The organism is Terasakiella pusilla DSM 6293 (genome assembly GCF_000688235.1).
GTDB classification, from domain to species: domain Bacteria; phylum Pseudomonadota; class Alphaproteobacteria; order Rhodospirillales; family Terasakiellaceae; genus Terasakiella; species Terasakiella pusilla.
In genome coordinates this window covers 95,372-112,648 of sequence record NZ_JHYO01000011.1, presented here as the reverse complement: position 1 = coordinate 112,648, position 17,277 = coordinate 95,372, and the positions used below count along the sequence as shown (strand labels likewise).

General features: G+C 46.3%; 14 protein-coding genes and 1 pseudogene. 10 read left to right on the top strand and 5 right to left on the bottom strand.

The features are described from left to right. Positions 1 to 11 precede the first annotated feature (11 nt). A complete protein-coding gene (locus Q397_RS0109300; protein ID WP_028879193.1) occupies positions 12 to 1,541 on the top strand; it encodes a flagellin in 1,530 nt (509 codons plus the stop codon). Positions 1,542 to 1,700: 159 nt separating this feature from the next. Next, positions 1,701 to 2,652 (top strand): annotated as a pseudogene (locus tag Q397_RS25390) (IS1182 family transposase); the annotation flags it as partial. A 149-nt stretch (positions 2,653 to 2,801) separates the two neighbouring features. On the opposite strand, the gene Q397_RS0109285 reads toward Q397_RS25390, so the two are convergent. The 5 genes from Q397_RS0109285 to Q397_RS0109265 all read right to left on the bottom strand — a co-directional run bounded on the left by Q397_RS0109285 (position 2,802) and on the right by Q397_RS0109265 (position 9,015). Continuing rightward, positions 2,802 to 4,847 carry a motility associated factor glycosyltransferase family protein gene (locus tag Q397_RS0109285; RefSeq protein ID WP_028879190.1) on the bottom strand — a complete coding sequence of 682 codons (2,046 nt, stop codon included), beginning with the start codon at positions 4,845 to 4,847 and terminating at the stop codon, positions 2,802 to 2,804. After that, positions 4,847 to 6,733, bottom strand: a complete 1,887-nt coding sequence (locus tag Q397_RS0109280; protein WP_028879189.1) for a tetratricopeptide repeat protein — start codon at positions 6,731 to 6,733, stop codon at positions 4,847 to 4,849. The genes Q397_RS0109285 and Q397_RS0109280 overlap by 1 nt, the downstream gene beginning before the upstream one ends. A gap of 22 nt (positions 6,734 to 6,755) precedes the next feature. Further along, positions 6,756 to 7,223, bottom strand: a complete 468-nt coding sequence (locus tag Q397_RS21815; protein WP_051609876.1) for a flagellar biosynthesis regulator FlaF — start codon at positions 7,221 to 7,223, stop codon at positions 6,756 to 6,758. Between the two features lie 217 nt (positions 7,224 to 7,440). After that, positions 7,441 to 7,845 carry a flagellar biosynthesis repressor FlbT gene (locus tag Q397_RS0109270; protein ID WP_028879188.1) on the bottom strand — a complete coding sequence of 135 codons (405 nt, stop codon included), beginning with the start codon at positions 7,843 to 7,845 and terminating at the stop codon, positions 7,441 to 7,443. 261 nt (positions 7,846 to 8,106) lie between these two features. After that, the gene (locus tag Q397_RS0109265) at positions 8,107 to 9,015 is read right to left on the bottom strand and encodes a flagellin N-terminal helical domain-containing protein (protein WP_028879187.1); all 909 of its coding nucleotides are present in this window, start codon (positions 9,013 to 9,015) and stop codon (positions 8,107 to 8,109) included. Positions 9,016 to 9,245: 230 nt separating this feature from the next. Between Q397_RS0109265 and Q397_RS0109260 the strand changes: the two genes are divergently transcribed. From Q397_RS0109260 to Q397_RS0109225, 8 genes are read left to right on the top strand one after another with little or no spacing between them, the layout of a single operon-like run. Then, positions 9,246 to 10,346 carry a nucleotidyltransferase family protein gene (locus tag Q397_RS0109260; RefSeq protein WP_051609875.1) on the top strand — a complete coding sequence of 367 codons (1,101 nt, stop codon included), beginning with the start codon at positions 9,246 to 9,248 and terminating at the stop codon, positions 10,344 to 10,346. A gap of 12 nt (positions 10,347 to 10,358) precedes the next feature. Next, entirely contained in the window at positions 10,359 to 11,447 is a 1,089-nt protein-coding gene (gene neuB / locus Q397_RS0109255; protein ID WP_028879185.1) for an N-acetylneuraminate synthase, read from the top strand. Continuing rightward, a complete protein-coding gene (gene neuC, locus Q397_RS0109250) occupies positions 11,444 to 12,652 on the top strand; it encodes a UDP-N-acetylglucosamine 2-epimerase (protein WP_051609874.1) in 1,209 nt (402 codons plus the stop codon). The genes neuB and neuC overlap by 4 nt, the downstream gene beginning before the upstream one ends. Further along, positions 12,649 to 13,632 carry an SDR family NAD(P)-dependent oxidoreductase gene (locus tag Q397_RS0109245; protein ID WP_028879183.1) on the top strand — a complete coding sequence of 328 codons (984 nt, stop codon included), beginning with the start codon at positions 12,649 to 12,651 and terminating at the stop codon, positions 13,630 to 13,632. Before neuC ends, Q397_RS0109245 begins: the two co-directional genes overlap by 4 nt. Continuing rightward, on the top strand, positions 13,622 to 14,800 hold the full coding sequence (locus Q397_RS0109240; protein ID WP_028879182.1) for a LegC family aminotransferase: 1,179 nt from the start codon (positions 13,622 to 13,624) through the stop codon (positions 14,798 to 14,800). Before Q397_RS0109245 ends, Q397_RS0109240 begins: the two co-directional genes overlap by 11 nt. 5 nt (positions 14,801 to 14,805) lie before the next feature. Next, positions 14,806 to 15,705, top strand: a complete 900-nt coding sequence (locus Q397_RS0109235; protein WP_028879181.1) for a Gfo/Idh/MocA family protein — start codon at positions 14,806 to 14,808, stop codon at positions 15,703 to 15,705. Further along, a complete protein-coding gene (locus Q397_RS0109230) occupies positions 15,698 to 16,423 on the top strand; it encodes an acylneuraminate cytidylyltransferase family protein (RefSeq protein WP_028879180.1) in 726 nt (241 codons plus the stop codon). The genes Q397_RS0109235 and Q397_RS0109230 overlap by 8 nt, the downstream gene beginning before the upstream one ends. A 9-nt stretch (positions 16,424 to 16,432) precedes the next feature. After that, positions 16,433 to 17,263 carry an SDR family oxidoreductase gene (locus Q397_RS0109225; RefSeq protein ID WP_028879179.1) on the top strand — a complete coding sequence of 277 codons (831 nt, stop codon included), beginning with the start codon at positions 16,433 to 16,435 and terminating at the stop codon, positions 17,261 to 17,263. Positions 17,264 to 17,277: the final 14 nt, after the last annotated feature.

The window sequence follows — 17,277 nt, the reverse complement described above, 5'->3', positions numbered from 1 at the left end:
GAGATAGTAAGATGGTTAACAGATTAGCAAACTTTGCGCACCACCAGCTCTTGAACTCGCACCTTTTCAAGTTACAAAGCAACCTGTTTGATGCGCAAATCGCCGTTGCAACTGAAAAGAAAACACAGCAATACGCGGGTATTCCAGACCAATCAGAACGGCTGGTCAGATTAGAGCATTTACTGAACCAGTCGAAAAGCTACAACAATAACAACGAAGTTGTCGACTTACGCCTGCAATCCCAAGATATTGCCCTTGTAGGGGTGGAAGACACAGTTCGAAATATGTATGACATGCTTTCGGACTATGGTGCAGGAGAACGCCGTGATGCCGAACAAGTCGCCCAAGTACAAAAATTCGCTTATCAAGCGCTTCGCGACATCCAGGGGTTTCTGAATGAATCGGTTGCAGGTCGCTACCTGTTTTCAGGCTCAAGAACATCTTCTGCACCTGTAGACCTAAAACTCGGCGATAACTTGGCAGATTTCCAGTCTAAATGGAATGGTGATACAACAAAGTTTCCTGAAACCCGCGATGCCCTTATATCTGAATTTGGGGTGGCCGATAATATTACCGCAACCCTTGGCGGGACGGGTAATAACCAATATGTCGAGTTGGACCTTGCAGGTTACGCCCCGGCGGATTATGGCACTTTCAAAGCCGGGTCAAGCATCACCATATCAGGCGGAACGGCCAACGATGGTACGTGGACGATTAGCGAAGTTGATACAACAACCGGATATATCCGCGTCAATCGTAAAGACCTAACAGACGAAACATCGCTCGACACTTTCACCTTAAAAAAAGGGTCGGATACAGACAAAATCATCACTGATACGATGACCTACGCCGGATCAACGATCACTGCCGCAGGTGGTGCCGGCACCTTTAGTGACATCCAAGTACCTGCAACCATCGAGATCAACTCGGGTTCCGGGAACAACACCATGACAGTAACCGTTCGTTCTGTAAGTGCTGATGGGAGCTCCATCACGGTTGATGAAACAATCGGCAATGCCTCTGGTGGTGCACAGGCAGGCGAAATCAAACTTGCCAATTACTACAATGGCGATTTAATGGAAACCAGACATCGCATTGATGAAAACCGCACCATTGACGTCAACACAAATGCATTAAACCCTGCGTTTGACAAAGCAATCCGTGCCTTATCTATCATCGCGCAAGGCGAATTTGGCACAGCCGGCGGCCTAGACCAAAACACCGAGCGTACAGACGAAGCAATTTGGCTCATGGATTCAGCGCTCAACTTTCCAACAGACGGTGCCCCTCCCTACGGGGCGGAAACCACAGAAAGTATCGAACAACTGCGCTTTGATAACGCTTTCAATCGCCAACAAATCAAGGGCTCCATTCAACGGGAAACCCAGACCATTAACTTTCTCCAAACCTCTATCGGGGAAGTAGAAGACATAGACAAACTTGAGGCCATGACAGAACTGCTCGACATCGACCGAGCTTTGCAAGCCTCATACCAGGTTCTTGCAAGAACCCAAAACCTAGGACTATCAAACTTCTTGTAAAAAGACAGATCAAAAAAAGGGGAGCCGCAAAGCTCCCCACAGACTGCTGACAAAGGTCTCGCTTATGCGGGGCCTTTGTGATTCAATAGGGAATGCTAAAAAAAACGCGGTCCTCAACAAACGGAACTTGAGATGGTCAGTCTGGATAGTCTGGTTCCGTCCAACCATCTTTTGCGTAAAATTAATGCGCATATTGAAATGCTCGCCAAATCCCAAGCCGACTATCTGGAAGCGTTGGACAAGGCCATAGATGAAGATCGTGCGGCCTATCGCAAAAAGACCATAAAGAAGGAGGTGCGCAAACCAGAGATGAAAGAGACTAAAGTCAGCAAAACCGACAAAGACAGCGGTTATATGGTACGTGAGGGCAAGCCCAAAGGGTTCTTCTATCTGGATCATCGCACCGTGGAAGGCAAGCATGCCATTATCACCGACACCCATGTCACAGCGGGCAACGTTCATGACAGCATTGCATATCTGTCACGACTGGATGAACATTGTGAAAAGTTCGGCTTTGAACCCAAGGCCGTGGGGTTGGATGCGGGTTATATGACAGCCGGGATTTGCAAAGGTTTACATGAGCGTGAGGTCCAAGCTGTTATCGGCTATCGCCGTCCTATACGCACCGCAAGGGCTATTTCTACAAACGCCAGTATGAGTATCTGCCTGGCATTGATGGCTACAAATGCCCCGGTGGACAGATCCTCACATACAGTACCACCAATCGTTTGGGTTATCGCGAATATAAAAGTGATGGCAAACAGTGCAAAACCTGCCCCTTTGTGAGCCAATGCACCAGCAGCGCCAACCATGTCAAAGTACTCACGCGTTATGTCTGGCAAGATTTCAAAGACAAAATCGACCAGAACCGTTTAACGCCTTGGGGCAAGGCCATTTATAAACGCAGAAAGGAAACGGTCGAACGCAGTTTTGCCGATGCCAAACAACTGCATGGACATCGCTATGCTCGGCTGCGTGGACTCAAAAAAAAGTCAAAGAACAGTGCCTGTTGGCAGCCGCTGCCCAAAATATAAAGAAAATAGCCCTGATTCTGGCTCGGCTCAGGCTCATATGGCGACATTTAAAGCTGGAAGCAGCTCATATGGCGTAATTACTCTATGTTAGAAAAGAATGACTGACCAATGGAATTTGTGAAAATCTATCCATAAAAGAACAAACCCCACCTAAATGGCGGAGTTTTTCAGCGGTCTGAGGGGAGCCGTAAAGCTCCCCATTTTTTTACATCAACAAATAATATGGCTAACCAAGCTCAGCCAAATCAATTTTAACCTGTTCCGCGGCCGCCTCAGACACATGCTTCTTAAAACCGCCTTCATATGGTTCTGGTACCTTTACACGGTCAACACCGTTTGCCATTTGAGAATACACATCCTGCAGTTCATCCGCCATCCAATGACATAACTCAAGATACTTCTCAAGCGAGTCAGCGATAAACTCTTTTCGTAGATCAATATCTACAATTCGGCTTCCCAAAAATGACGCCAAACGGATCATATTGCTATAGGAGCCATTGATAACCATCAAAATTCCCCGGAATTCACTCAGATTATCTGTCCAAAATTCCTTTAACGCCTGCTCAACCACCCAATAATTATCAACTTCGCCAATGAGTGGCCGAATTTTATCTGACAAAGCGTCTTTAAACCTTTGGCAGGCTTTAACGCAATTCGCCATTTTCTCAAAATCAATCTTTTCACTCGGCTCAAATTCTTTAAATTGACCCCGAATTTTTTCAAGAACCTGCGCCTGCTTATTCGGTGTAACCCCTTCAAGGTTAATCGCAGCACTCGACAAGGCTGGCACCCCATCAATTTTTGCCCCCCGGCTACAATTCACCATAGAAGCACCTTCTCTATTCAAATCCGAAAGGAAAATACGGGACATATCAAGAAAATGGGAGGTCCAAAACTCCCCGCCAAAATTCCCTTCCACTTTTCGAATATAAACTTTATCTAGATTTTCCTTTGTAAAACCGAGCTTCTTACCCAGTTCATCATGATAAAGTGCATCCTTATGATGAGAAGCCGCATCCTTTGCTTTACCACAGTCTGCACCGAAAAGATAAATCTTACGAAAACCTATATTGTAAGCAACGCCTGCCCCCGCATTTACAACCATGGGACCAACCCCAGTGATGGAGTCTGCTGGAGTTGCAAACATACTTGTGGAACTTAAGGCTGGCCGCACATAAATCCAAACCTCATCAAACAGTTCTTGAACACCGGGGTAAGTTGTTGACGAACAAGCTAAGACAATATTGTCTAAACCATATTCTTCTTTCACCGTCCGCAAAATTTCTTCTGTCTTCCACCCATTCTCATTCTCAATATGAATGTCTGGCCGAATACCGTTTTTCAACAACAATCGGATTGTCGTACCGCACGAAATAATGACCGCCCGATCCCGCCATTTCTTAATATCTTCCAGATTGTTCTCAAGTGACGGACCAGAACCAATTACAAAAACCGGATACTCCTCCTGTAAGACTTTCTGGTTTCTAATAAATCGGAATTTAGAATGCTGAAAATTATAGTAAGTGTTTGTCATCATCAGCAATTCATCTTCATAAAAGCCCGATGAGATCAAATATCCTTCCATGCGACCTCGTAGGATATTCAATGTCTGCTGAACATCCCATGATCCATAGTGAGCGTAGAAGTAGCTTCCCTCCAAAAAGGTGCCACCATAGTGACGGATAATCCCCTCGATGCGACGCGCCAACTCTGTAGCAGACCCCGTCAAGAGCAACTGAATTTTGGCTTCTTTTTCCTCGGCAATCCGATAAATTTCTTCCCAATCCACAACATCTAACGAGAACAAAAAGAATTCTGCCACTGGCTCTGAAAAGATAAACAACCGGACATCCGCTTTCTCTACAATGTCCTTCAGATGATACCCTAAACCAATACCGCTACAGACAAAAAATCCACTGTCCACAACTTGCAAATTTGCAATCCAATTGCTGTCCAGCTTACGGCCCATTGCAAACTTCTGGATGTGCCGATAAAGACCGAAGCTAATGTCAGAGAGATTACAATGGTTAGGATTTTTAAAAGCTAGGCGGTTTGGTTTCTCAAAAAAATCTCTAACCTGCCTTTCTGCATAAGTAGGACCATCCTTACCATAAAGGTTGATATCCCCCAGCCGGATATTAACAGGTCTTCCCTTTTCGTCATAAACCAAGCTCTCGACACTTAGAAACGGCAACCGATCTTCGATTAATTTGAATATTTTTTCGTCTTTTTCCTTAAAAAAGGAAATATTTCGATCTCGTAAGCTAGTCATCACGCTCTCTTTACGGCCTCTGCCCAATACCTCTCAAGAACATCAGACAATTCCTCCATTCTCTGACGGTTATTGCAGTAATTCCCGTTATTTAGATTTAAAGGCAGCGTGTTTCGTAACTCGGCACGCTTTGCTTCCTCGCCTGCCCAATAAACGCTGTGCGCAACATATTGGTCCTCATCTTGAGCCAACATATTTTCCGCCGCATTATTGTTCTTACAAATATCTGTGACCGCACCAACAACCGCATCCCACTGTTCATTCACAACAACAGGTACACCAGCATTCAAGGCTTCTGCCGCCAAATAATAACGCTGGGTTCGTGCAGGCATTAACAGCACATCAATTTCACGCGCAAATTCTCTAAAGGTGGCGCTGGCCATAATATCAACCCGATGGGCCATGCCAAAATTACCAAACTTCTCCATCAGTAAAGTAGAGTTCTCCGGTCGCTCAAAGTCGTGATTGCGCAACAAAAGCATACTATTGGGGACCTCGTTCAGGATACGCACCCATGTCTCAACAGTACGCCCATTCAATTCAGCAAAACTTGCGTCTGCACCGAATGTAAATACCGAGCCAGATGAGCGCTCCACGCCCAGCACTCCCTTTTCATCCCCTTGCTCGATATTTGAAACCGCATAGCCAACATCAAAGACATATTTCTTTTCGCGGGCAACCAATGCGGACCCTGTTATCTGCGCATCAATACCTTGTGGCTCACCTGCCAAAACAGCAGGTGCATATAGCATTTGCACCGGAGCAAGGCGGGCGCCCATGACACGAAGCATTTCCGGCTGTTTAAGTCCAACGCAGTTAATCAGAATATCTGTATCAAACGCCTGAATGATTTCCTGCAAAGTGTAAGGGTCATCAATACTAATTGAGCGCCAATCGTCAAACGCCTTTTTATATAGACTGTTTCGCGGCTCTTCGATTTCACCATGTCCCAAACCAACAAAATTGTATCGCCCGGGGTCGCGGTGTGCCAACGCAAGAGCCAGCGTCGCACCAAATCGCATTGTTTCAATACCGACGACAACACAAGTTACCGTCAAAACCTTTTTATCAGGATCAGCCTTAGGTGCGTTCCCTTTCGGTTTAAATGCAAACTTATCCCACCATGCCTGATGTAAGCCAACGATAGTTTCGATACTACACTCGGGATCTTCCAAGACATCCAAACAATAATTTGCCGCAATAACGGCATCATTTGGCGCCAGCCTTTGCGCATATCGGTGGCAAGCTGCCGCATCCTGAAACATACCCAATTGAGTCAGCAACACCGCTTCCCGACTCAAAAGCTCGGCATTGTTAGGAATAATATGCAAAGCTGAACGCAAAGCCTCAATCGCCCCCCGGTATCTTTCCTCAAGAACCAGACATTCGATTAAAGCCTGATGGCCCTGTAAATCTTCAGGATTCAAAATGATGTGCTGGCGAAACCAGTTTTCTGCCTTATCAAGCTCATTGTCTCGATAGGCTTTTACCCCACGCAGTAAAAGCGGCTTGTCAACAACTGTTGAAAGCACTTCGCCATATTTGGGAATTAAATCACTGGGAAAAACTGCTGCAATATCCGGATCGTCTTGTAGCGTCCCTTTGACCTTGGAGAAATAATAAGAGTCTTTGCTTTTGCCCGCATATACGGCGACAACGGACATGAAGTCTGCCACTTGTGCCGCGTTCGGCAGCAACCTCAGGGCTTCTTCCCCCAAGAGATAGGCTTGGGCAATATCGTCTTCCACAAAGGCCGCAAACGCCCTTGCATAAACATAAAACGGATCAAACTCTTCTTTGGAAGACTCCTGCTCACAAACCCCGATCACCCCTTGCCAATCATTGGCTGCGATAAAGGACTGTAATTCTCCATACTTTGCCGTCATGATAACTTCCCTACACCGTTGGTTAGGCTTCTAAATCTTTGAGATCAATTGTTTGCATAATAGTTTCAGACGGTGTCTCGGCGCTAGCCTCTGAGGGCGCAGCACTGGGCGTCACTGCATTTGCCTGTCCGTTATCTTGGTAAAGCCCGCCAGCGATTTCCCGGTTAATGTTAATCAATACATCTACCAACGAAATATCGGGATTTGCAAAATATTTTGTCGTACGCTGATCCACGAAGTTACATAAAGACAGCATATTCTGCCGGATTTCCAAAGGCAACTCGGAGTCCGCACTTAACAAATCAGCCTGAAAAATCGTCCACAAACGCCAATTGACGCGAAGAGCCTCAGTCAGACCTTCATCATCATTTGCCATTCTTGCATCATTTAGCTTGCGCGCGGCCTGCATTAATGCCCAAGCCTCACTGGCCCGCGGATTCCCTGGCATCGGAGTATTCTGATACCCCTGAACACCTGTATTGCTTTGCATCACCTGCCTCCTTAGCGAACTCTCTGGAATATTCACGTCTTAAAATTGTCTAAATTTTCTAGAAAATAACAAACAAGCTCAGACAATATTTTAAGCAATAAATCATATCTAAAAGATTACCTTATGTCATGATCCTTACCGAATAATTAAACGATTGTCTCACAACATAAAAATAAAGCCGGGTCCCCTAAAAGACATGTTGCCCTAAATGAACATATCAAACAGTTTCGCCAAAATTATCCTTAATAATGCCTGTCTCAGCATCAATCAATTTTCGTGCAGCCCGCAATGCGACGTAATATTCTTCCCTTTCTACGGCTTTTTCAATTTCATCCCCAATGGGTTGACTGGACGGGATTGCTTGTAAAAAATCTTCCAAGAACACTCGACAATCCGCCAAATGTTTGACCCGCTCATTTTCAAAAAGGTACGCACATTGAATGCTGTAATAAACGCGAGATGCAGGTGTTGAAGCTTCTTCCGCTGTCAAAATATCATTATCGCGTAAAATCGCGGCATCGTTCAAAAGCATCAAGGAAACAGAACGGTCCACGGTGTTCTCCAGAACAGCTCCGTTAATAATGATCTTTTGCCCTTTCTTTAAATTTAGCTTAAGTGGCATTCTCTACTCCTGAGAAGATAAAATATCGGCTGGAACAAAGGGCCCACCTCGAAGTGGGTCAGACCATCATATTTTTTTATTACAGCCCTGACCAATAAAATAACATCGCATAATAACCTAACATGCTTATTTTTCAGAGAACAACGCAGACACAAAAAAGATAATGACACACCTTAAATTCTTACTTCTGTATAAATAACTATAACAGACCTAAAAAAAGCGGCTGAAGCCAAAGCCCCAGCCGCTAATTTTTTATGGTGATTATCTAAACAGACCCAAGACAGCTTGTTCAGACTGACCAGCAAAGGACAGAGCCTGAATACCCATCTGTTGACGAGTCTGCAGAGCCAGAAGGTTTGCACCTTCTTCGTTCAAGTCAGCCAATGTCAACTGACCGGCACCACCTTCAAGAACACCAACATACTCTTCTGTGAAGTTTGAACGCACTTCCAAAATCGCAACGTTACCAGCCATAGTAGCTGCTTCCGCACGAATTTTAGAAATTGTCTTATCCAAAGAAGCAACAAATGCATCTGCATGCTTGTTGAAGGACGCAAGGTTGGAGGCAAGAGAGTTAGCGTAACCAGTAAGACCAGTTGCAAAAGCACCTTCTGTGATCAGGTTAGTACCTGCAGTCACACCAAGATCAGCGGAACCAGTGGAGTTCTTAAACAATTTAGAAATGTTAAAGTTAACCCCATTGACGTCGAGCTTAGAGTCTGACTTTTCAGAGAAACGAACGGAAAGCTTGGACGCAGTAGAGTTAAGCAGGTTTAGACCTTGGTAAGATGCGTCATTTACCAATTTAGTGATCTGATCCGCCAACTCAGAGATTTGCGTGTTGTAAGCTTTACGTTGTGTCTTGTCTGCTGAACGCGCAGAGTCAACCACACCCTTGATTTGCTTGACAAGATCTTCCATCGCATCAGTAGCTTTAAGCGCAGCATTCAGCGCGTTAACGCCTTGATCGATGGCCGATTTACGTTCCATAAGGTCACTTGCGCGATCTGACAGGGATTTACCCTGAAAGTATTTCACCGCATCGTCAACCGGGCTAGCAACAGCCAGACCTGTAGACAGACGACCTTGGGTACGATCAATAAAACCGGATGTGGACTGAAGAGCCATAAGGTTTGAACGAACGGCACTTGATAAAGCAATATCAGCCATAATGTAGTCTCCTCTTTCTGAGAAAAATGCAGCCACCATGGCTACATTGTGCGCTTACTACGCACATACGTAAGTCATACCATAACTAGCACTCCTTCAAAAGAAAAAAGCACATCATAAGGTGTGTGAAAACGTATAAAGTGTGACAATGGCAAATGAGCTTGATATAGTTCTTTGATATGTGGACAGATATCTACCACCAAAATGTAACGACAGAAGGTCGCTCTACTATGGTTTACTATAAAGAAAACCTTGAAAACTGCTTCATTTTTGAAGATGCTCCCATCTCTGAAGCCATTCATAAAATCGAAGCAAACGCAGCGAAAATCGCGCTTGTCACCAACCAAAGAAAACAACTCGTCGGCACCATCACCGATGGCGACATTCGACGCTCAATCCTGAACAATGTGGATGACCATGAGTCAGTAAGCACCCTTCTCAAAAACAAGTCCCACCCGGACTACACCAAACCCATTCAAGCCACAGAAGGCAGCAGCAAGGCCGAACTTGCAGCGCTGATGCATAAATACAAAATCGCTTCAGTCCCTCTCGTAAACGAGGAAAATCAAGTTGTCGACATCGCCATCTTTCAGGATCTGGTCGAGGATTACAAACTCCCAGTGCGCGCCGTTGTTATGGCTGGCGGCTTAGGCACTCGTCTGCGCCCTCTAACCGATTCAACCCCAAAACCCATGCTCCCCGTCGGAGAAAAACCCCTCTTGGAACAAATCATCGCTCAACTGAAAACATCGTTTATCAATGACGTGGTGATCACAACACATTATCTGGCCAACCAAATTTCAGACCATTTTGGCGATGGACATAATCACGGGGTCAACATTCAATACGTGCAAGAAGACGAGCCCTTGGGAACGGCAGGGTCAATCGGCCTCATCCCCGAAATGGAAGATACCTTACTCATCATCAATGGGGACATTTTGACCAATATGGATTTCTCTGCCTTTTTGCACTTCCATAAGCAGCATAATGCGTCGCTGAGTGTCGCGGTTCGACGCTACACCATTGACGTGCCTTATGGGGTAATTGAGTCAAAAGATAGCCTAATTACCAGTATCAAAGAAAAACCTCAAATTTCCTTTTTCGTAAACGCTGGCATTTATCTCGTTGAACCCGATGCCCGTGAATTCATTCCTGAAGGCAGCGATAAGTTTGATATGCCAGATCTCGTCACCACCTTACTAGATCAAGGAAAAACGGTCGTCAACTTCCCCATTCATGAATATTGGCTAGACATTGGCAAACCCGACGACTATCTGCGCGCTTCTCAAGATATCGCACAAGGGGTATTCACCCCAGCAACATCCAACTGATACCGCGTTTCTATGACACATTCAGTTTACATAATCGCAGAAGCCGGGGTTAATCACAACGGTTCGCTCGCAACCGCGTTTGAATTGGTCGACGCCGCCTGCCAGGCTGGCGCCAATGCCATTAAGTTTCAGACATTCAATGCTGAACGACTGGTTACAAAAACCACAAGCATGGCCCCATATCAGCAGAAGAACATCGGCGTGACAACAAGCCAGTTTGACATGCTGAAATCCCTGGAACTGCAACTTGAAGACTTTGCAAAACTTGATGCATATTGCAAAAGGCAAGGCATCGATTTTATGTCTACGGCATTTGACCAAAAAAGTCTGGACGAACTACTCACCATCAGCTCTCCCCCCTACCTGAAAATTTCCTCAGGGGATTTAATTGACGCCCCCCTAATCCTGCATGCTGCACAAAAAAATATACCACTAATTCTCTCTTCTGGCATGGCCACCTCCGCAGAGATTGAAAACGCCCTCAGTATCATTGCGTTTGCTCAAAAGAAAACAGCCGTACCTCCTTCCATCAAAGAATTCAAACGCGCATGGCAGGAAAAAGAAACACGCCAGTCCGTTCAGGATAACGTTATACTCATGCAATGCACGACGTCTTACCCTGCCCCGCTATCCAGCGTGAATTTGAGAACCATGTCAGCCTTCGCAAGAGATTTCGGAGTTAAAGTAGGCTTTTCCGATCACACCAATGGAATTGATGCCGCCCTTGCAGCCTGCGCTCTGGGTGCCTGTGCAATTGAAAAACATATCACACTTTCCAAGACCATGTCGGGCCCGGACCACATCGCTTCCACCGAACCAGATGAATTTGCTGAAATGGTTAAGCGCATCCGAAACATCGAGCTTGCCCTCGGGAGTGATAAAAAAGAACCCATGGGGATCGAGTATGAAAATAGAACCGTTGCACGAAAATCCCTGATCGCCGCGCAAATAATCAAGAAGGGAGAAATCATCTCTCAGGAGAACATCCAAATCCTTCGTCCCGGAAATGGCACACCAGCCATCTACTATTGGGATATTGTCGGGTCCGTCTCGCAGCATGACTACACCCCCGGCCAACCTCTGCAAGAGGTACTTTTATGATCTCCACGATCCCGAGAAAGATATGCGTTATCACCAGTACACGCGCTGACTATGGACTGCTGCGCAACCTTTTGACAGCACTTCAGCACAAAACGACGATTTCAACACAATTACTTGTGACAGGGACACATCTCAGTAAAAAACACGGCTATACGGTTGAAGAAATTCGCCAAGACGGTTTTGAAATTCAGGCTGAAGTCCCCATCACACTAGAGGTCACCTCACCTCTAAGCACCGCACAGGCTGCTGCCTCTGCTCTTAGCGAAATTGCCAAAGCTTTACATCAGCTAAAGCCGGATATAGTCGTCCTTCTTGGTGACCGCTACGAGATCGCCAGCGCGGCTTATGCTGCCCTTTATCTACAAATCCCCATTGCCCATCTCCACGGTGGAGAACGCAGCGAAGGCGTTATTGATGAAGCCCTGCGCCATAGCATTACCAAAACCGCTTATTGGCATTTTTGTGCGTCAGAAGAATATCGTCAGCGGATTATTCAGTTAGGGGAAGCGCCACAACGGGTCTTTAATGTCGGTGCATTAGGCCTCGACTCTATTAAAAGATTGAAACTTTGGGATAAACAAAAGCTTGAAAACAGCTTGGCTCTATCATTGCAGGGACCCGTTTTTGTCGTCACTTATCATCCCGTCAGCACCTCAGAACAATCAACACGCACCGAGATCAACGCCCTGTGCGACGCACTATGCGCCTACCCAGAGGCAACCATTATCGTAACCGGTGTCAATGCAGATACTGGCGCGGATATTGTGCGAGTGGCTTTTGAAAACCTCCAGAGCCAGCTAACTACACAACGTTTTTTAATGGTAGAAAGCCTCGGTCAAACTCGTTACCTCAGTCTCTTGGCACATGCCGATATCGTCATCGGCAACTCCTCCAGCGGGATCATCGAAGCCCCCTTCATGAAAGTACCAACCGTCAATATTGGCGACAGGCAGCGCGGGCGCCTGAAAGGAAGAAGCCAAATCGACTGCCAAGGCAGGTCAGACGAGATATCAAACGCAATTTCCAAAGCCCTTTCCTCTGACTTTCTACGAACTGCCTTTGACACCCCTCCCCCACTTGGCGATGGTACAAGCGCCCCTAAAATTGCCGAAATCCTTGAAAAAACACCGCTTTCAAAGGATTGCTTAACCAAATCATTTTATGACATTCCGTTTCAGGATAGATATTCAGAGGGTTCACTATGAATTGGGAAAATCGAAAAGTACTCGTCACCGGTGCCGGTGGCTTTATCGGAAGCCACCTGTGCGAAGATCTGGTTCGACTTGGTGCGGATGTCACAGCTCTCGTTCACTATAATTCCCAGAACTCAAATGGCTGGCTAGACCACTCCATTCATAAAGAGCAGCTGCATCTTGTTGCCGGAGACATAACGGACGCAGGCTTTGTCGATACATTAATTCAAGGGATGGATACCGTTTTCCACCTCGCAGCCCTAATCGCTATTCCTTATTCCTATGTGGCGCCAGACAGCTACATTCAAACCAACATTATAGGGACAACAAATGTCCTAAAGGCCGTCAGAAGATACGAAAACCGCCGTTTGCTTCACACCTCAACCTCCGAAGTCTATGGCTCAGCGCAATATGTCCCTATCAACGAAGCACATCCGTTACAGGGGCAATCACCGTACAGCGCCAGTAAAATTGGTGCCGATATGATGGCCGATGCCTATTATCGCTCCTTTAACGTACCCGTCACAACAATCAGACCTTTCAACACTTTTGGACCACGGCAATCTACCCGCGCCGTTATTCCTACAATCATTACCCAATGCCTGAAAAAGCAAACCATAAATCTTGGCAGCCTCACCCCGACACGGGACATGAATTACGTTAAAAACACGACATCCGGCTTTATTGCCGCTGCTCAGAATGACAAAGTGATTGGGGAAACCATCAACTTTGGTTCCGGCAGAGAAATTTCTATTTCCGACCTTGCCGCGCTGATTGCCCGCCTCTGTGACAATGATTGTAACATCATTCAAGAAGATGCAAGAAAACGCCCTGAAAAGAGCGAAGTCGAACGCTTGCTGGCAGATCACACAAAAGCAACTGAACTTTTAAACTGGCACCCTGAAACATCTCTTGAAGATGGACTGACAAAAACCATCGAATGGTTTTCAGAGAACCTGCACAAGTATGAAACGGGCAAATATGTCATCTAAGTCATCAACAAACGACCTTATTGCGTTGTGCGAACCAGAAATTTCTGGTCAGGAATGGCACTATGTCAAAGAATGCCTGGATACAGGATGGGTTTCTTCCGTCGGGTCTTTCGTCACACGCTTTGAAGAAGAATTCGCCCGCTTTGTTGGTGCTGACCATGCAATTGCGACCGTTAATGGAACGTCCTCTATTCATTTGGCCTTGCTTGCTGCCGGGGTCGAAAAAGACCAAGAAGTCATTACCTCTGACCTTACCTTTATCGCGCCTGCAAACGCCATCCGCTATATCGGCGCTCAGCCAGTCTTCATTGATGCAGAAGAGGCACACTGGCAAATGTCCGTCCCCCATTTGCAAGACTTTCTGGAAAACCACTGTACCTTTAAAAATAATATCCTGACGAACAAGACGTCCGGGCGACAGATCGCTGCCATCCTGCCCGTTCACATTTTAGGTCATCCAACAGATATATTAGAAATCTGTCAGCTTGCTGAAAAATATAACCTGCCTGTCGTCGAAGATTCAACCGAATCTCTTGGCGGATATGTGGGGAAACGCCACTGTGGCACCTTTGGACAAAGCGGTTGCTTTAGCTTCAATGGCAACAAGCTCATGACAACTGGTAGTGGCGGCATGGTCGTCACTAATGATCCCGCACTTGCTCACAGAATTCGACATCTCTCAACCCAAGCAAAATCATCAAGCAGCGAGTATATTCACGACGAAGTCGGCTACAACTACCGCTTAACGAATATTCAGGCCGCAATAGGTTGTGCCCAACTCGAAAGATGCCCGCACTTTCTTGTCCGCAAAAAAGAGATCTACGACACCTATCAACAGGCTTTTCAAAACAGAAGCGATATCCTCACACTCGACACAGCGGATCATGTCACCTCAGCACACTGGTTATATTCCATCCGTGTGAATGATGAAGCAAATGACATAAACTCCCGTCAACTCATTAGCGCACTTGGTGAACGCCGTATTCTCGCGCGACCTTTATGGCAGCCCATGCATCTTAGCCCTGCAATGACCGGGGCTCAGTTTGTCGGTGATGGTGCAAGTCAGCGTATTTTCCAACAAGGTGTAAGCTTGCCTTCATCCGTCAACCTAGACACACAGCAGCAAGAAAAAGTAATTAGCGAAATTTTTAAAATTCTGGGTCCGTGACAACAATGAAACGTGTTTTAATCATCGGGATGGGTAGCATCGGCCAAAAACACTATCAAACCTTCCAATCCTTAGGAGCTGATGTGCGCTATGTGTCACGCCATAGGCAAGAGGGAGGCATATCTTTTTCACAGGTACACAACGCTTTAAGTCAGTTTGATCCCAACATTTGCCTTATCGCAAACGACACCTCCCAGCACCTAGACACTTTAAAAGAGCTGCTTTCTCATCCAAAACCTTTAAGGATTTTAGTAGAGAAACCCCTTTTCCACCACCCTGCACAACTAAGTGTACAAGCTCAGAAAATGGTCTATGTCGGCTACAACCTTCGCTTTTTTCCCCTTCTTCAACGCCTGAAGGAAGAAGTGGCAAACAGAACCGTGCTCAGTGCAGATATCTATTGTGGCAGCTATTTGCCCAACTGGCGCGCAGGTATGGACTATCGCAAAACGGCTTCAGCCTCATCACACCGGGGCGGCGGGGTCTTGCGCGACTTGAGTCACGATCTGGATTACACCCAATGGCTTTTAGGAGAAATCACGCCCCACAGCATGCTGTCCGGCACCTTTAGCAATCTCGACTTAGATGTGGAAGATACCGTCCTTATCCTAGCTCGTGCCAAAAACTGCCCTGCTCTGACTATTCGGCTCAACTATACAGACCACCTCAGCCAAAGGTATCTTCACATCATTTGCGATGACACGACCTTACATGCCGATCTCCTCGCAAACACTTTAACAATCGGGGATACGAAAGAAAATTTCGAAGGCTCCATTCAAGATACTTATCTAAAGCAAGCCAAAGCAATTCTGTCTCCCACTCCGTCCCCTCACCTTAGCACTTTTGAAGAAGCCTTAAAGCTCCTTCATCTCATTGCACAACTTGAAAAGATGCCACATGTCTAGTCCCACAACACGCCTTTGTAGCATTTGTATTCGCGGTGGAAGCCAAGGGGTCCCCAACAAAAACTCGCTCCTCATCGCTGGAAAACCTCTTTTCGCTCACTCTATAGATCAGGCTCGTCGATCCGGTCTTTTTAACGCGATCGCAGTCAGCAGCGACTGCACAACCCTTCTTGCCCTTGCTAAAGAATGGGGCGCCGACCACGTCATTCAACGTCCAGACGAACTTGCTACACATTCAGCAGGTAAATTAGGGGCCATTCAACATTGCATCAAAACTGTTGAGACGAAAACAGATAGCGTCTTTGATACTTATGTGGATCTGGATGCCACTTCCCCCTTAAGACACACTCAGGATATTATCGGTGCCGTGCACTATCACGAAAAACTCATACAGCAAAACCCACGAGTAAATGTTGTCACAGGCTGTAGCGCACGGCGCTCACCCTATTTTAATCAGCTTGAAGAAACACCAGACGGAAATGTCACTCTGTCAAAACAAATTGGGCAAACGGTTCTGCGCCGCCAAGATGCACCAAGAGTCTATGATATGAATGCCTCTATTTATGTCTGGACACGACAAAGCCTTTTTGAGAATACAGGTGGCGTTATCACCGACAACACCTACATTTATGAAATGCCGGAAGAGCGTTCCCTTGACATTGATACCCCTTTTGATCTCAAAATCGTCAAATTCCTAATGGAAAATACTGAAATATAAGGTGTCCCAATGTCCATAAACCTAGAAAACCTCCCTCTCAACAGTTGTGCGGGTAAAAATGTCATCGTTACCGGCGCAACCGGTATTCTGGGTGAGGTAATCTGCCATGCGCTTGCCACTAGTGGCGCACAAGTCTGCGTCATGGACCTCTCTCTAGACAGATGCTCCGAATTGGCTTCAGCCCTACCAACCCCAAAAGACCAAAAACACATCGCGATCGCCTGTAACATTGCAGATCCCAATCAGGTTCACAGCAGCGTTCAAAAGGCCATCAACGCTTTTGGGCACATCCATGGACTTTTGAATAATGCAGCAACAAAAACAAAGGACCTCAAAGCTTTCTTTGAACCCTTTGAAACCTATTCTCTTGATACATGGCGCGAAGTAATGTCCGTTAATATCGACGGGATGTTCCTCATGGCACAAGCCGTTGGCACACATATGGTTGAATATGAGATTGCCGGCAGTATCGTGCAAACCTCCTCGATTTATGGCGTCGTTGCCCCAGATCAGCGCATCTATGAAGGCTCACACTATATGGGGGGTGCCATTAACACTCCCGCAGTCTATTCCGCCTCCAAAGCCGCCGTTCTCGGCTTTTCAAAGTATCTCGCAAGCTATTGGGGCCATAAAAAAATCCGCGTGAATAGCCTGACACCCGGCGGTGTTGAAAGCGGTCAAAACGATGTATTTTCAAAAAAATATAGCGCCCGTGTTCCTCTTGGTCGCATGGCGGAAAAAACCGATATTGCCCAAGCTGCCGTTTTCCTAATTTCTGACGCTTCATCCTACATGAGCGGGCAAAATATGATTGTTGATGGTGGACTAAGCTGCTGGTAAAAAGTGCAAAATCT